This is a genomic window from Roseomonas sp. WA12 (assembly GCF_054165765.1).
Window position 1 is genome coordinate 177085 of the sequence record NZ_JBSTUI010000003.1, and the last position, 16998, is coordinate 194082.

Annotated in this window: 3 protein-coding genes and 1 pseudogene; 3 read left to right on the forward strand and 1 reads right to left on the reverse strand. The window is 68.6% G+C overall.

What is annotated here, in order from left to right; all coding sequences use genetic code 11:
* The first annotated feature begins 94 nt into the window (after positions 1-94).
* Positions 95-13750, forward strand: coding sequence for an SdrD B-like domain-containing protein (locus tag ACVBD7_RS26675; RefSeq protein ID WP_458098530.1), 13656 nt, complete (start codon positions 95-97; stop codon positions 13748-13750).
* Positions 13751-14142: 392 nt separating this feature from the next.
* On the forward strand, positions 14143-14349 hold the full coding sequence (locus ACVBD7_RS26680) for a hypothetical protein (protein WP_458098531.1): 207 nt from the start codon (positions 14143-14145) through the stop codon (positions 14347-14349).
* 328 nt (positions 14350-14677) lie between these two features.
* Here the strand turns inward: ACVBD7_RS26680 and ACVBD7_RS26685 are convergent.
* A pseudogene (locus tag ACVBD7_RS26685) lies at positions 14678-15641 on the reverse strand (IS5 family transposase).
* A gap of 738 nt (positions 15642-16379) precedes the next feature.
* On the opposite strand from ACVBD7_RS26685, the gene ACVBD7_RS26690 reads away from it, so the two are divergent.
* The gene (locus tag ACVBD7_RS26690; protein ID WP_458098532.1) at positions 16380-16994 is read left to right on the forward strand and encodes a hypothetical protein; all 615 of its coding nucleotides are present in this window, start codon (positions 16380-16382) and stop codon (positions 16992-16994) included.
* Positions 16995-16998: the final 4 nt, after the last annotated feature.

The window sequence follows — 16998 nt, forward strand, 5'->3', positions numbered from 1 at the left end:
GGGCAACAGCATCGCGTTCAGCGGCGCCTCAGGCGTCTACAAGGGTACGACCAGCGGGACTGCGGCGACCCCATATGGGGATGCTGGGAACTATATGGCGGCCGAGCCCGGTGCTGGTATCACAATCTCCTACGCTGTACCGCAGAAGTACTTCGGGCTCCTCTGGGGATCCGCCGACGCCAATAACATCGTCGAGTTCTACAACGGCAGCACCCTCGTCTACCGGGTTACTGGCGGTAATGTATCTAGCAACCCGAATGGCTCGCAGGGCGCGGACGGCTCCGTTTACGCCAACATCAACTTCGGCGATCTGTCCTACACAAGAGTGGTGCTGACGGCGACCACTCCGGCCTTTGAGTTCGGCACGATCGCCTCAGCCGCGACGAATGTCCCGACCACGCCAGGCCAGAGCGGTACGCCCACAGTTGTCACGGCGACCACAAGCACGGGCAAGACAATCGGCTTCGATACGCAGCCGGCGACACTGTCCGGTACTGTTTTCCTTGATGCCAATGCAGACGGCACCAATGGAAGCGGCGACGCCGGCGTGAGTGGCGTAACCGTGCGCCTGTTCAATTCGAACGGCATCCTGGTCAGCACGGATGTGACGGACTCGACCGGCCTATACCGCTTCAATAATGTCGCGGCGGGCAGCTACTCCGTATCGGTTGTACCTCCCTCCGGAAACAGCTTCTCCCCGACAGCGGCCGGAACGTCTGGCAGCCAGGTCAACAACTCGGGTGTTGCGACCATCGCCGTTGCCGCCGGAAGTAGCAGCGCGGTCAATGCTGGTATCTATGTGCCCGTCACGATCAGCGGGTCTGCCTTCTCAGACCTGAACGCGAACGGCATTCGTGAGCTGGCAGACCTTGGGGCAGCTGGCGTGACAGTGCAGCTGTTGAACGCGGCCGGAACGGTTGTGGCGACGACACTCACGGGATTGACGGGCGCCTATAGTTTCGCGAACCAGGTTCCGGGAACTTATCAGGTTCGGTTCACAACACCTGCCGGCACGATCTTCTCCCCGCAGAACCAGGGCACGAACGACGCTGTCGATAGTGACGTAACGCCCGCCACGGGGCTCACGGCTCCCATAACGCTGACCTCGGGGCAGTCGGCGACAAACATTTCGGCCGGCGTCTTCACGGCAGCCTCGGTCAGCGGCGTGGCCTTCGCCGATACGAACGGCGACGGCGTGTTCGGGACCGATGAGGTGGGCGTAAGTGGCGTCAGCGTCCGCCTAGTCAATGCGCTCGGAGTCGTTGTGGCGAGCACCACCACGGGTGCGGGCGGCGCATACAGCTTGAACACTGCAGTGCCAGGCACTTACCAAGTGCAGTTTGTGACGCCGAGCGGCTCAGTATTCACAGTGCAGGATCAGGGCAGCAACGACGCTGTCGACAGCGACGTGGCACCTTCCACGGGGTTTACTGCCGGCTTCAGCCTCGTGAATGGGCAGAGAGTGTCCGGTCTGTCCGCTGGACTGTACACGCCGGCCAGCATCAGTGGCACGCTGTTCATGGACAGCAATGGCGACGGGCTGCGCGGCACCGGCGAGACTGGGCCCGCGGGGGTCACCGTGCGGCTGATCAACGCCGCCGGCACGGTGGCCGCGACCACCTCCACCGGCACGGGCGGTGCCTACAGCTTCGCGGGTGTTGCGCCCGGTACCTATGCCGTGCAGTTCACCGCGCCCAACGGCACGGTGTTCACCGCCCAGGACCAGGGCAACAACGACGCCCTCGACAGCGACGCCGCGCCGGGCACCGGGCGCACCGCCAGCATCACCGTGCCCTCGGGTGCGGCCATCGCCAATGTCTCGGCGGGTGTCTACACGCCGGCCAGCATCAGCGGCACGCTGTTCACGGACAGCAACGGCGACGGCCTGCGCGGCACCGGCGAGACCGGACCTGCGGGGGTCACCGTGCAGCTGATCAACGCCGCCGGCACGGTGGCCGCGACCACCACCACCGGCACGGGCGGTGCCTACAGCTTCGCGGGTGTTGCGCCCGGCACCTATGCCGTGCAGTTCACCGCGCCCAACGGCACGGTGTTCACCGCCCAGGACCAGGGCAACAACGACGCCCTCGACAGCGACGCCGCCCCGGGCACCGGGCGCACCGCCAGCATCACCGTGCCCTCGGGCGCTGCCATCGCCAATGTCTCGGCGGGCGTCTACACGCCGGCCAGCATCAGCGGCACGCTGTTCACCGACAGCAACGGCGACGGGCTGCGCGGCACCGGCGAGACCGGGCCCGCGGGGGTCACCGTCCGGCTGCTGAACGCGGACGGCGCGGTCGTGGCCACGACCACGAGCGAGAGCGGCGGCGTCTACAGCTTCGCGGGCCTTGCCCCCGGCCAGTACCAGGTGCAGTTCACCGCCCCCAGCGGCACGGTGTTCACCGGGCAGGACCGCGGCAACAACGACGCCCTCGACAGCGACGCCAACATCACCACGGGCCAGACCGCCCTCATCACCCTCGCCTCGGGCCAGGCCGTCAGCAACGTCGCCGCGGGCTTCTACACCCCGGTGACCTCGGGCACCGGCGACGTGGTCTTCCTCGACGCCAACGGCAACGGCCTGCGCGATGCCGGGGAGACCGGTGTGGCCGGCGCCACCGTGCGCCTGCTGGACACGACCGGGGCCCTCGTCACCTCGACGACCACCGCCAGCGACGGCACCTACAACTTCGGCAGCCTCGTGCCCGGCACCTATCAGGTCGAGTTCGTGGCCCCGAACGGCACGGTGTTCACCGCCCAGGACCAGGGCAACAACGACGCCCTCGACAGCGACGCCGTCCCGGGCACCGGGCGCACCGCCAGCATCACCGTGCCCTCGGGCGGATCCATCGCCAACGTCGCCGCGGGTGTCTACACGCCGGCCAGCATCAGCGGCACGCTGTTCACGGACAGCAACGGCGACGGGCTGCGCGGCACCGGCGAGACCGGGCCCGCGGGGGTCACCGTGCAGCTGATCAACGCCGCCGGCACGGTGGCCGCCACCACCACCACCGGCACGGGGGGTGCCTACAGCTTTACGGGTGTTGCGCCCGGCACCTATGCCGTGCAGTTCACCGCGCCCAACGGCACGGTGTTCACCGCCCAGGACCAAGGCAACAACGACGCCCTCGACAGCGACGCCGCCCCGGGCACCGGGCGCACCGCCAGCATCACCGTCGCCTCGGGCGCTGCCATCGCCAATGTCTCGGCGGGCGTCTACACGCCGGCCAGCATCAGCGGCACGCTGTTCACGGACAACAACGGCGACGGGCTGCGCGGCACCGGCGAGACCGGGCCCGCGGGGGTCACCGTGCAGCTGATCAACGCCGCCGGCGCGGTGGCCGCGACCACCACCACCGGCACGGGGGGTGCCTACAGCTTTACGGGTGTTGCGCCCGGTACCTATGCCGTGCAGTTCACCGCGCCCAACGGCACGGTGTTCACCGCCCAGGACCAGGGCAACAACGACGCCCTCGACAGCGACGCCGCGCCGGGCACTGGGCGCACGGCCAGCCTCACCGTGCCCTCGGGCGCTGCCATCGCCAATGTCTCGGCGGGTGTCTACACGCCGGCCAGCATCAGCGGCACGCTGTTCACCGACAGCAACGGCGACGGGCTGCGCGGCACCGGCGAGACCGGGCCCGCGGGGGTCACCGTCCGGCTGCTGAACGCGGACGGCGCGGTCGTGGCCACGACCACGAGCGAGACTGGCGGCGCCTACAGCTTTGCGGGCCTTGCCCCCGGCCAGTACCAGGTGCAGTTCACCGCCCCCAGCGGCACGGTGTTCACCGGGCAGGACCGCGGCAACAACGACGCCCTCGACAGCGACGCCAACATCACCACGGGCCAGACCGCCCTCATCACCCTCGCCTCGGGGCAGGCCGTCAGCAACGTCGCCGCGGGCTTCTACACCCCGGTGACCTCGGGCACCGGCGACGTGGTCTTCCTCGACGCCAACGGCAACGGCCTGCGCGATGCCGGGGAGACCGGTGTGGCCGGCGCCACCGTGCGCCTGCTGGACACGACCGGGGCCCTCGTCACCTCGACGACCACCGCCAGCGACGGCACCTACAACTTCGGCAGCCTCGTGCCCGGCACCTATCAGGTCGAGTTCGTGGCCCCGAACGGCACCGTGTTCACCGGGCAGGACCAGGGTAACAACGACGCCCTCGACAGCGACGCCGCCCCCGGTACCGGCCGTACCACCAGCATCATCGTGGCCTCGGGCGGCTCCATCACCAACGTCGCCGCCGGCGTCTACGCGCCGGCAACCGTCAGCGGCACGCTGTTCACGGATAGCAACGGCGACGGGCTGCGCGGCACCGGCGAGACCGGGCCCGCGGGGGTCACCGTGCAGCTGATCAACGCCGCCGGCACGGTGGCCGCCACCACCACCACCGGCACGGGCGGTGCCTACAGCTTTACGGGCGTGGCGCCCGGCACCTATGCCGTGCAGTTCACCGCCCCCAACGGCACGGTGTTTACGGCCCAGGACCAGGGCAACAACGACGCCCTCGACAGCGACGCCGTCCCCGGTACCGGGCGCACCGCGCCGATCACCGTCACCTCGGGCAGCACCGTCTCCAACGTCTCGGCCGGCGTCTACACGCCGGCCAGCATCAGCGGCACGCTGTTCACGGACAGCAACGGCGACGGCCTGCGCGGCACCGGCGAGACAGGGCCTGCAGGGGTCACGGTGCAACTGATCAACGCCGCCGGCATGGTGGCGGCCACCACCACCACCGGCACGGGAGGTGCCTACAGCTTCGCGGGCGTGGCACCCGGCACCTATGCCGTGCAGTTCACCGCGCCCAACGGCACGGTGTTTACGGCCCAGGACCAGGGCAACAACGACGCCGCCGACAGCGACGCCGTCCCCGGCACCGGGCGCACTGCGCCGATCACCGTCACCTCCGGCAGCACCGTCAGCAACTTGTCGGCCGGCGTCTACGCGCCCGCCAGCATCAGCGGCTCGCTGTTCACGGACAGCAACGGCGACGGCCTGCGCGGCACCGGCGAGACCGGGCCCGCAGGCGTCACCGTCCGGCTGCTCAACGCCGACGGCGCAGTGGTCGCCACCACCGCGAGCGACAGCAGCGGCGCCTACAGCTTCGCCGGCCTCGCCCCCGGCCAGTACCAGGTGCAGTTCACCGCGCCCGGTGGCACGGTGTTCACCGCCCAGGACCGTGGCAACGACGCCCTCGACAGCGACGCCAACGTCACCACCGGCCAGACCGCCCTCATCACCCTCGCCTCGGGGCAGGCCGTCAGCAACGTCGCCGCCGGCTTCTACACCCCGGTGACCTCGGGCACCGGCGACGTGGTCTTCCTCGACAGCAACGGCAACGGGCTGCGCGATGCCGGGGAGACCGGCGTTGCCGGCACCACCGTGCGCCTGCTGGACACGACCGGGGCCCTCGTCACCTCGACGACCACCGCCAGCGACGGCACCTACAACTTCGGCAGCCTCGTGCCCGGCACCTACCAGGTCGAGTTCGTGGCCCCGAACGGCACCGTGTTCACCGCTCAGGACGCCGGCAGCGACGCCCTCGACAGCGACGCTGCCCCCGGCACCGGCCGCACCACCAGCATCACCGTGCCCTCGGGCGGATCCATCGCCAACGTCGCCGCGGGCATCTACACGCCGGTCACGATCAGCGGTGCCGCCTTCACCGACAGCAACGGTGACGGCCTGCTCGGCACAGGGGAGGCCGGCCGCGCCGGCGTCACCGTCCGGCTGCTTGACGCCGCCGGCACCGCCGTCGCCACCACCACCACCGGCACGGACGGCAGCTACAGCTTCGCCAACCGGGCGCCCGGCCAGTACCAGGTCGAGTTCGTGGCCCCGAACGGCACCGCCTTCGCCATCAGGGACCAGGGGAACAGCTCGGTCAACGACAGCGACGTCAACCCGGCCACCGGCCGCACCGGTGTCTTTACCGTCACCTCCGGCCAGACCTCCCCGAACATCTCGGCCGGCCTGTACACGCCGGCCAGCGTCAGCGGCACGCTGTTCACGGACAGCAACGGCGACGGCCTGCGCGGCACCGGCGAGACCGGGCCCGCAGGGGTCACCGTGCAGCTGATCAACGCCGCCGGCATGGTGGCGGCCACCACCACCACCGGCACGGGCGGTGCCTACAGCTTCACGGGCGTGGCGCCCGGCACCTATGCCGTGCAGTTCACCGCGCCCAACGGCACGGTGTTCACCGCCCAGGACCAGGGCAACAACGACGCCCTCGACAGCGACGCCGTCCCCGGTACCGGGCGCACCGCGCCGATCACCGTCACCTCCGGCAGCACCATCAGCAACGTCTCGGCCGGCGTCTACACGCCCGCGACCTCGGGCACTGGCGACGTGGTCTTCCTCGACAGCAACGGCAACGGGCTGCGCGACGCGGGCGAGGCCGGTGTCGCCGGCACCACCGTGCGCCTGCTGGACAGCACCGGGGCGCTGGTCACCTCGACGACCACCGCCAGCGACGGCACCTACAACTTCGGCAGCCTCGTGCCCGGCATCTACCACGTGGAGTTCGTGGCCCCGAACGGCACGGTGTTCACCGGGCAGGACCAGGGTAACAACGACGCCCTCGACAGCGACGCCGCCCCCGGTACCGGCCGTACCACCAGCATCATCGTGGCCTCGGGCGGCTCCATCACCAACGTCGCCGCGGGTGTCTACGCGCTCGGGACGGTTAGCGGCACGCTGTTCACGGACAGCAACGGCGACGGCCTGCGCGGCACCGGCGAGACCGGGCCCGCGGGGGTCACCGTGCAGCTGATCAACGCCGCCGGCACGGTGGCCGCCACCACCACCACCGGCACGGGGGGTGCCTACAGCTTTACGGGCGTGGCGCCCGGCACCTATGCCGTGCAGTTCACCGCCCCCAACGGCACGGTGTTTACGGCCCAGGACCAGGGCAACAACGACGCCCTCGACAGCGACGCTGCCCCCGGTACCGGGCGCACCGCGCCGATCACCGTCACCTCGGGCAGCGCCGGCAACAACGTCTCGGCTGGCGTCTACGCTCCGGTCACGATCAGTGGTGCCGCCTTCACCGACAGCAACGGTGACGGCCTGCTCGGCACAGGGGAGGCCGGCCGCGCCGGCGTCACCGTCCGGCTGCTTGACGCCGCCGGCACCGCCGTCGCCACCACCACCACCGGCACGGACGGCAGCTACAGCTTCGCCAACCGGGCGCCCGGCCAGTACCAGGTCGAGTTCGTTGCCCCGAACGGCACCGTCTTTGCGATCAGGGACCAGGGGAACAGCTCGGTCAACGACAGCGACGTCAACCCGGCCACCGGCCGCACCGGCGTCTTTACCGTCACCTCCGGCCAGACCTCCCCGAACATCTCGGCCGGCCTGTACACGCCGGCCAGCATCAGTGGCACGCTGTTCACGGACAGCAACGGCGACGGCCTGCGCGGCACCGGCGAGACCGGGCCCGCGGGGGTCACCGTGCAGCTGATCAACGCCGCCGGCACGGTGGCCGCGACCACCACCACCGGCACGGGCGGTGCCTACAGCTTCGCGGGTGTTGCGCCCGGCACCTATGCCGTGCAGTTCACCGCGCCCAACGGCACGGTGTTCACCGCCCAGGACCAGGGCAACAACGACGCCCTCGACAGCGACGCCGTCCCCGGCACCGGGCGCACCGCGCCGATCACCGTCACCTCCGGCAGCACCATCAGCAACGTCTCGGCCGGCGTCTACACGCCCGCGACCTCGGGCACTGGCGACGTGGTCTTCCTCGACAGCAACGGCAACGGGCTGCGCGACGCGGGCGAGGCCGGTGTCGCCGGCACCACCGTGCGCCTGCTGGACAGCAGCGGGGCCCTCGTCACCTCGACGACCACCGCCAGCGACGGCACCTACAACTTCGGCAGCCTCGTGCCCGGCACCTATCAGGTCGAGTTCGTGGCCCCGAACGGCACCGTGTTCACCGGGCAGGACCAGGGTAACAACGACGCCCTCGACAGCGACGCCGCCCCCGGTACCGGCCGTACCACCAGCATCATCGTGGCCTCGGGCGGCTCCATCACCAACGTCGCCGCCGGCGTCTACGCGCCGGCAACCGTCAGCGGCACGCTGTTCACGGATAGCAACGGCGACGGGCTGCGCGGCACCGGCGAGACCGGGCCCGCGGGGGTCACCGTGCAGCTGATCAACGCCGCCGGCACGGTGGCCGCCACCACCACCACCGGCACGGGGGGTGCCTACAGCTTTACGGGCGTGGCGCCCGGCACCTATGCCGTGCAGTTCACCGCCCCCAACGGCACGGTGTTTACGGCCCAGGACCAGGGCAACAACGACGCCCTCGACAGCGACGCCGTCCCCGGTACCGGGCGCATCGCGCCGATCACCGTCACCTCGGGCAGCACCGTCTCCAACGTCTCGGCCGGCGTCTACGCTCCGGTCACGATCAGTGGTGCCGCCTTCACCGACAGCAACGGTGACGGCCTGCTCGGCACAGGGGAGGCCGGCCGCGCCGGCGTCACCGTCCGGCTGCTCGACGCCGCCGGCACCTCCGTTGCCACCACCACCACCGGCACGGACGGCAGCTACAGCTTCACCAACCGTCCGCCCGGCCAGTACCAGGTCGAGTTCGTTGCCCCGAACGGCACCGCCTTCGCCATCAGGGACCAGGGGAACAGCTCGGTCAACGACAGCGACGTCAACCCGGCCACCGGCCGCACCGGTGTCTTTACCGTCACCTCCGGCCAGACCTCCCCGAACATCTCGGCCGGCCTGTACACGCCGGCCAGCGTCAGCGGCACGCTGTTCACGGACAGCAACGGCGACGGGCTGCGCGGCACCGGCGAGACCGGGCCCGCGGGGGTCACCGTGCAGCTGATCAACGCCGCCGGCACGGTGGCCGCGACCACCTCCACCGGCACGGGGGGTGCCTACAGCTTCGCGGGTGTTGCGCCCGGCACCTATGCCGTGCAGTTCACCGCGCCCAACGGCACGGTGTTCACCGCCCAGGACCAGGGCAACAACGACGCCCTCGACAGCGACGCCGCCCCCGGCACCGGGCGCACCGCGCCGATCACCGTCACCTCCGGCAGCACCATCAGCAACGTCTCGGCCGGCGTCTACACGCCCGCGACCGTCAGCGGCACGCTGTTCACGGACAGCAACGGCGACGGGCTGCGCGACGCGGGCGAGACCGGCGTTGCCGGCACCACCGTGCGCCTGCTGGACAGCAGCGGGGCGCTGGTCACCTCGACGACCACCGCCAGCGACGGCACCTACAACTTCAGCAGCCTCGTGCCCGGCACCTACCAGGTCGAGTTCGTGGCCCCGAACGGCACGGTGTTCACCGCCCAGGACCAGGGCAACAACGACGCCCTCGACAGCGACGCCGCCCCGGGCACCGGGCGCACCGCCAGCATCACCGTGCCCTCGGGCGCTGCCATCGCCAATGTCTCGGCGGGTGTCTACACGCCGGCCAGCATCAGCGGCACGCTGTTCACGGACAGCAACGGCGACGGGCTGCGCGGCACCGGCGAGACCGGGCCCGCGGGGGTCACCGTCCGGCTGCTGAACGCGGACGGCGCGGTCGTGGCCACGACCACGAGCGAGAGCGGTGGGGCCTACAGCTTCGCGGGCCTTGCCCCCGGTCAGTACCAGGTGCAGTTCACCGCCCCCAGCGGCACGGTGTTCACCGGGCAGGACCGTGGCAACAACGACGCCCTCGACAGCGACGCCAACATCACCACGGGCCAGACCGCCCTCATCACCCTCGCCTCGGGCCAGGCCGTCAACAACGTCGCCGCAGGCTTCTATGCCCCGGCACGCATCGGCGGCACCGTCTTCGCCGACTCCAACGGCGACGGCCTCTTCGGGCAAGGGGAGGGCGGCTCTTCCGGCGCCACGGTGCGCCTGGTGGATCAGAGCGGGGCGGTGGTTGCAACGACCGCGACCACCGCCTCCGGCACCTACGCCTTCACAGGCGTTGCGCCGGGCACCTATCGCGTGCAGTTCGTTGCGCCGGACGGGAGCGTCCTCACGGCCCAGAACCGGGGTGGCAACGACGCGATCGACAGTGACGCCGACCCCTCGACGGGCCTCACCGCCCCGATCACCGTGATCTCGGGCCAGACCGTCGGCACGATCTCGGCCGGCGTCTTCAACCTGGCCTCCACCGGCACGGGCAACGTCCTCTTCCTCGATGCGAACGGTAACGGCCTGCGCGACGCCGGAGAGGCCGGCGTGGCTGGCGCCACGGTCCGGTTGCTGGACGGATCCGGGGGCGTGGCAGCGACCACGACCACGGGCGCCGATGGGGCATACGGGTTCAGCAACGTGACCCCCGGCCAATACCAGGTGCAGTTCGTTCCCCCGGCCGGCAGCGTCTTCACCGCGCGGGACCAGGGCACGAACGACGCCGTGGACAGCGACGTCGATCCTGCCAGCGGCCTGAGCGGGACGGTGAACGTCCTCTCTGGCGGTGTCGTCACCAACGTGGCGGCAGGCATCTACCGGCCGGCCACGATCAGCGGTTCCGCCTTCACGGATCTGGACCAGAACGGCATTCGCGGGAATGCCGAAGGCGGCTTTGCCGGGGTTACCGTGCAGCTGATCAACGCCGACGGCGAGATCGCGGCGGCCACGAACACCGGGGCGGACGGCGCGTACTCCTTCTCCGGAGTGGCGCCTGGCACCTACCAAGTGGCCTTCGTCTCGCCATTCGGCGGGAGCTTCAGCCCCAGGGACCGGGGCGGCAACGAGGCAGCCGACAGCGACGTCGACCCGACGACCGGCCGCACCGCACCGTTCACCGTCGGCACGGGGCAGACCGCGGCCAACATCTCGGCCGGCCTCTACACGCCATCGCGCGAGATTGGCGGAACTGCCTGGCTTGACAGCAATGCGAATGGCGTGCGCGACAGTGGAGAGCAACTGCTGCAGGGGGTAGCCGTGCGCCTGCTCAGTGCCGATGGCCAGGTGCTGGGCCCGACGGCCGTCACCGACGCATCCGGCGCCTATAGCTTCCGCGGGCTGGATGCCGGCACTTACCGGGTCGGCTTCGCGCCGCTCATCGACACCGCGTTCACCCTGCAGGACCAGGGAAGGAATGAGGGACTGGACAGCGACGCCGACCGCTCGACTGGCGTCTCGAGCCTCCTTGTCACGCTCGGCGATGGCGGCGTGGACCTGCGGAGTAGCGTGGGGTTGGTTCTCAACGTGAACCGGTCGCCCGTCTATGCGCCGACGATCATCCTGGACGACACGGGCAACGGCTACCCGGGCGGTGCGAACGGCGAGATCATCGTTGGCAACGGAGGTAATGACAACCTCAACGGCCTTGGCGGCAACGACACGATCTCCGCCGGTACCGGCATCGACACGGTCAACGGCGGCAACGGCGACGACGTTCTCGACGGCGGCGACGGGAACGACAACGTCCAGGGCCAGGAAGGCAATGACATCATCATCGGCGGTGCCGGAGATGATATCGGTGAGGGTGGCAACGGCAACGACATCCTGATCGCCGGCCCAGGCAACGACAACATGCAGGGCGAAGGCGGGGACGACTTCCTCTTCGGTGGTGCCGGCACGGATATCCTGACCGGCAACCAGGGGAATGATCTGGTCGCGGGCGGAGCCGGGACGGACACGCTGCAGGGCGCCGACGGGACCGACATCGTCATCGGTGGCCAGGACGGGGGCCGGATGAGGCTCGATGCGAATGGCCGCGTCACGGGCGTCGTTCTCGGCGACCAGCTCGAGGGCAACGGGGGAGCGGACGCCTTCGTCTGGCAGGCCGGCGATGGGGTGGACTTCCTGCTGGACTTCAACCCTGGCGAGGGCGACACCCTCACCATCTACGGCTATGAACGCTTCGAGGTGATCCAGCGGACGGATGACGGGCGCATGGCCCTCTATCTCGGCCAGGACGCCGGCTTCATCGCCAACAACGGCGTCTTCCAGGGGGCGGATCCCTCGGGCCCGCTCGCGGGCGTACGCTTTGTGCTCTCGACGGTGAACGCGCCGGGCAACCTCGTCGGTGGCGACACGGTCGTGCCGGTCCTGGCACAGAACTGGGCCGCCACCTTCCAGACCGGGGTCGGCATTGCTGTCTCACAGCCGTATTTCGGCCAGACCGACACGCGGCCCATCGTCGATACCGATGACAACATCGTTGGGACCGGAGGGCCGGACACCATTCTGGCCGGAATCGGGAACGACACCGTCGTTGGCGACAGCGGCAACGACACGATCGATGCCGGGGCCGGGAACGACCTTGTCAATGCCGGCGCAGGCGACGACGTGGTCGTCGGCGGTGACGGCAACGACACGGTCTTTGCTGGTGACGGCAACGATCGCGTCCTCGGTGGGATCGGGGCCGACATCCTCAACGGCGACGGTGGCGATGACACGCTCGACGGCGGCGCTGGGAACGACATCCTTCGCGGCGATGATGGCAACGATGTCCTCAGCGGCGGCGACGGTGACGATGTGTTCGCCACGGGCAACGGCAATGACCGTATCTTCGGCGGAGCGGGTACGGACCGCCTTGTCTACAGCGCTGACCGCAGCACCGTCTCCGCCAGAATGGGTGCGGACGGTACGATCATCCTCACCAGCGGGTCCGGAACTCAGACCACCAGTGAGGTGGAGGTGTTCCAGTTCGGCCAGCGGGCCTATTCGATGGCCGAGCTTCTCGGTGAGGCGAATTTTGGCGCGCCCACGCTGAAGCTCGCTGCTTTCGGGCAGGCTGACGTCGCGGGCGGCTGGCTCAGCAACGATGGCTATCCGCGTGAGCTGGCCGATGTGAACGGAGACGGGCGCGCCGACATCGTCGGGTTCGCCAGCACGGGAGTGTTCGTCTCCTTTGCTATCAGTGATGGCAGCTTCGGAGCGCCCACGTTGAGGCTTGGCGCATTCGGCGGGGATCCCAGTGCTGGTGGTTGGTCGAGTAAGGATGCCTACCCGCGCCAGCTGGCGGACGTGAATGGCGATGGCCGGGCTGACATCGTCGGCTTTGCCAGCACTGGCGTGTTCGTCTCCCTCTCCACCAGCAACGGAAGCTTCGAGGCCCCGCAACTGGAGCTTGCGGCATTCGGCGGGGATCCCAGTGCCGGTGGCTGGTCGAGTCAGGATGCCTACCCGCGCCAGCTGGCGGACGTGAATGGCGATAGCCGGGCTGACATCGTCGGCTTTGCCAGCACCGGCGTGTTCGTCTCCCTCGCCACCAGCAACGGAAGCTTCGAGGCCCCGCAACTGAAGCTTGCGGCATTCGGCGGGGATCCCAGTGCCGGTGGCTGGTCAAGTGAGGATGCCTACCCGCGCCAGCTGGCGGACGTGAATGGTGATGGCCGGGCTGACATCGTCGGCTTTGCCAGCACTGGCGTGTTCGTCTCCCTCTCCACCAGCAACGGAAGCTTCGAGGCCCCGCAACTGAAGCTTGCAGCATTCGGCGGGGATCCCAGTGCCGGTGGCTGGTCGAGTGAGGATGCTTACCCGCGCCAGCTGGCGGACGTGAATGGTGACGGCCGGGCTGACATTGTCGGCTTTGCCAGCACGGGCGTGTTCGTCTCCTTTGCTGCCAGTGATGGCAGCTTCGGGGCGCCCACGTTGAAACTTGGCGCATTCGGCGGGGATCCCAGTGCCGGTGGCTGGTCGAGTGAGGATGCCTACCCGCGCCAGCTGGCGGACGTGAATGGTGATGGCCGGGCTGAGATCATCGGCTTTGCCAGCACTGGCGTTTTTGTTTCTTACTCCGATTATAACCTCTAAGGCGCTCGGCCCTAAACTCGGTCTGGCACTATCAATGAATGTGGCATCAATGTTGGGTTGAAGACTCGGGCAGGGCGTCGCAACTTGGGCTGCGACGCCCTCAAACATCAGTGTCTGGCTAACCCGTGTACAGCTTGGCAACCTAGACCATATGCCAGTCACCTCGTCCCCTCCCCTCAACATCGCCCCGTGCCGTCCCTTCCTCCTCTATGGCACGGCACCACGACGGCCCTCAGTGTGCTCGATTGGAAAGAGCAGGCTGCAGGCCGGCATGAGCAAGAAATGAGTGCTGATGATGACCTGGGCAGCGACCCGGTTCGCAATGATCGGTGGCGAGACCGCTACAACGGAGGAGTCAACATCGGCACTGATCGCGGCAAGGAGCCAGGTAGGTGAGTGAGGAGGATGAGCCGCACGACGGTCTGCCTGGGAACGTAATTCCCCTTCCCAGGAAGGTGGGAATACTACCGCGTATCGAGCATGTTCAGGCGACTTGGGACCGCATCAATCTGAAAGAGTTGGTCGACAAGCTGCCAGCTGAAAAAGTGAACGTATTGCTGTTGTTGGCGCGGAAAATGGCCCAGGGTGAGAAAGGGTGACGGCCGCTATGCCAAGCCTAGATCGAACGGCTAATGGCCTTGGTTGAGCAGCCCTCAGGAGGGTGCCTCTTCCACGTAGGGCTCCTCTTGCTTCCAGCGCGCACCTCGACCGGGGGCTCTCCACCCCGGCCGAGGAGACGGGCGATACGGTGATGCTGTCCGTCCGGCGCGGCAACCAGTCTCTCTGCCTGGCCAGGAAGGAGGGCGCTTTTCCGTTCCGCCCGATGACCCTTCAGGCCGGCTCGTGGCGTCCCCTGGGTGTGGCGGCAGCCGACTGTGTTGCACGGACCAGCTTGGAGGCGCAGTCGGCGAGCGGGCGAGGACGGGATCACGCGAGCCGGACATACTCCGGGCGTCCAAGCTCAAGCATGCGGCTCAGCACACTGACAGCGACGGCCACCTCGGTCGCGCGGCGCCTGTCGGTGCGCGACCGCAGCGCGCCGCCGATGACGCGCTTGAACCTGCTGATGTCCGCCTCGACCAAGCCGCGCCAGTTGTAGCCAGACGCCTTCTGCCAGCCCATGCGCCCCCGCGCCGCGATGGTCCGAAGATGTTGGTCCCGCTGGGTCGGCGCCGTCTCGGCCGTGGCGCTTGGCACAGCACTGGACCTTGGTGGAACGATGACAGCCGCATCGGGACACCGCCGCCACCTCAGCCTAGACGCCGTCCTGGTCGTAAGCGCCGTCGGCAGTGAACGAGGCGATTGGGTCAGCGACCTGGTCGAGCAAGGGACCGACCTGCGAGGCGTCATCGATGTCGTTCGTCGTCAGGGTGGACGCGACGATCCGCCCGGTGTCAGCGTCCACACCGATGTGCAGCTTGCGCCATGACCGGCGTGCCCTGCTCCCGTGCCTCTCGACCAGCCACCCGCCGGGGCCACATAACTGCAGCCCCGTGCTGTCGACGATCAGGTGTATGGGACGGGTGCCGGATTGGCGCTGCGGCACCTCCAACGTGTCGGCCCGGCGGCTCAGGGTCGTGTGGTCCGGCACAGCCAGGTCGAGACCGAGCAGGGCGATGATGGAGCCGATCAGGCCTTCGGTCTGACGCAAGGCCAGGCGGAACACGGCCCGAAGCGTCAGGGCCGTGGAGATGGCCAGCGCCGAATACCGCGGCTGTCCGCCGCGCGTGGTCCGGGGCTCGGCCTTCCAGGCCGCGATCGCCGCATCCGTGAACCAAACGGTCAAACTGCCACGTCCGCGCAGGGCGGCGTCGTACTCCGCCCAGTTCGTCGCCCGGAAGCGTTGTTTCGGAATGTGCTGGCGACGGTCGACATTGGCCTTGAAGGGCAAGCTGCACTGTCCTGGAGGTTGACCGGCCGTCGACCCCTCAGGATCCTAACCTACCCAAATCGCCAGACTGATCCGTGCACCACAGTGACTCGTCAACGCGCTCCGACCAAGAATTCAGAGAGTGCTGAGCGATGCCCGCGGTGCATAGATCTGGGCACCCATGTTGACCACGGTTGCTCTCTTCAGCCTGTGCAGCTCAGCCTAAACGGCCGAGGGGATTGGTTCGGAGGATGGTCTAATCCGTCGGGAGATCCCGGTACCAACACCGCATGACCGACGCGACATCACAGGATGACATCGGGGCCCGGCATTCGGCGCCAGCCGCCCGTCACCCGCTCTATAAGCAGCGGATGCAAGGGGCGCCCACGGGCCACTGCCTTCCGGAGAACTCGTTCCTCAGTCGCAGGGTCGCGTCCTGACAACCAGGGCCCGTTTGAGCCCTGAAAGCGCCGCTGGTAGGCGGCCAGTGCCATTTCCACAGCCTCGCAAGGTGGAGGCGGTGGGTAGCGTCGGCCGGAAGGTCAGGTCTGGTCATGGTTAATCATCATCGGTCAGAATGCTTGAGGTCTGAGCAAGATGGAGATGAGCAGACCTTCGCGGAAGGCCGGCAGCATCCTGCATTAGAAGGTCCGGTCAGATGCGGTTTTGCAGCACACCGAAATCCAGCGCGTCACGGAAGCTTGCCGGAACCATTGCATTGAGGAGAAGATCCAGGCCTGCCACTCTCGGATACCTCACATGCGCTCCTTTGCCCCATGCCTCGGTCTCCTATTGCTGACCTCCGTCGCCTGGGCCCAGGATCAGCGTCCGAGTGCACCGCGTGGGGCGCCACTCTCGCCCGCCCAACTGCGGCAGCAGGCCCAGCAGCAGGGGACACAGCTGACGGAGTGGCGGACCCTCCTAAACGATCCGGACGTCAACCTGCGACTGATCGCGATTCGCGAGGCGGTGCGGCACCCTGATCCCAACGTGCGTCAGATCGCCCTCGAGGTCGGTCTGGCGAGCGAAGAGGCGGCAATCCTTGAGGCGGCGCTGCGCGGGTTGCTGGCTGGGACGCAGCGGATCACTTTTGTCTACGTCGATAAGGAGGGCCGGCCGCTGGAGGGACAGAACGAGGGACGCTACATCCTCAACATCGAGGTGGCTGACGCCGATGCAGGCCGTTACGGAGGCGCCACAAACTGCAACGGCCGGTGGACGGGGCAACTGCAGGGCCGGATCCTCGCCTTCGCGAGCACTTCGGACTTCTGCGCGGGGACGGCGACCTGGAGCCCGGAGCGTGGCGAGTTCCGGGGCCGGATGCGTGCCAACGGATCGAGCAGCTTCCAGGAGATCGTTTGGCGGCCGCGCTGAGCGA

Excerpts from the sequence above, each read along its gene's own strand:
- ACVBD7_RS26690 (WP_458098532.1), top strand. The coding sequence starts at position 16,380 with ATGCGCTCCTTTGCCCCATGCCTCGGTCTCCTATTGCTGACCTCCGTC.
- ACVBD7_RS26675 (WP_458098530.1), top strand. The coding sequence starts at position 95 with ATGGCGGCCGAGCCCGGTGCTGGTATCACAATCTCCTACGCTGTACCG.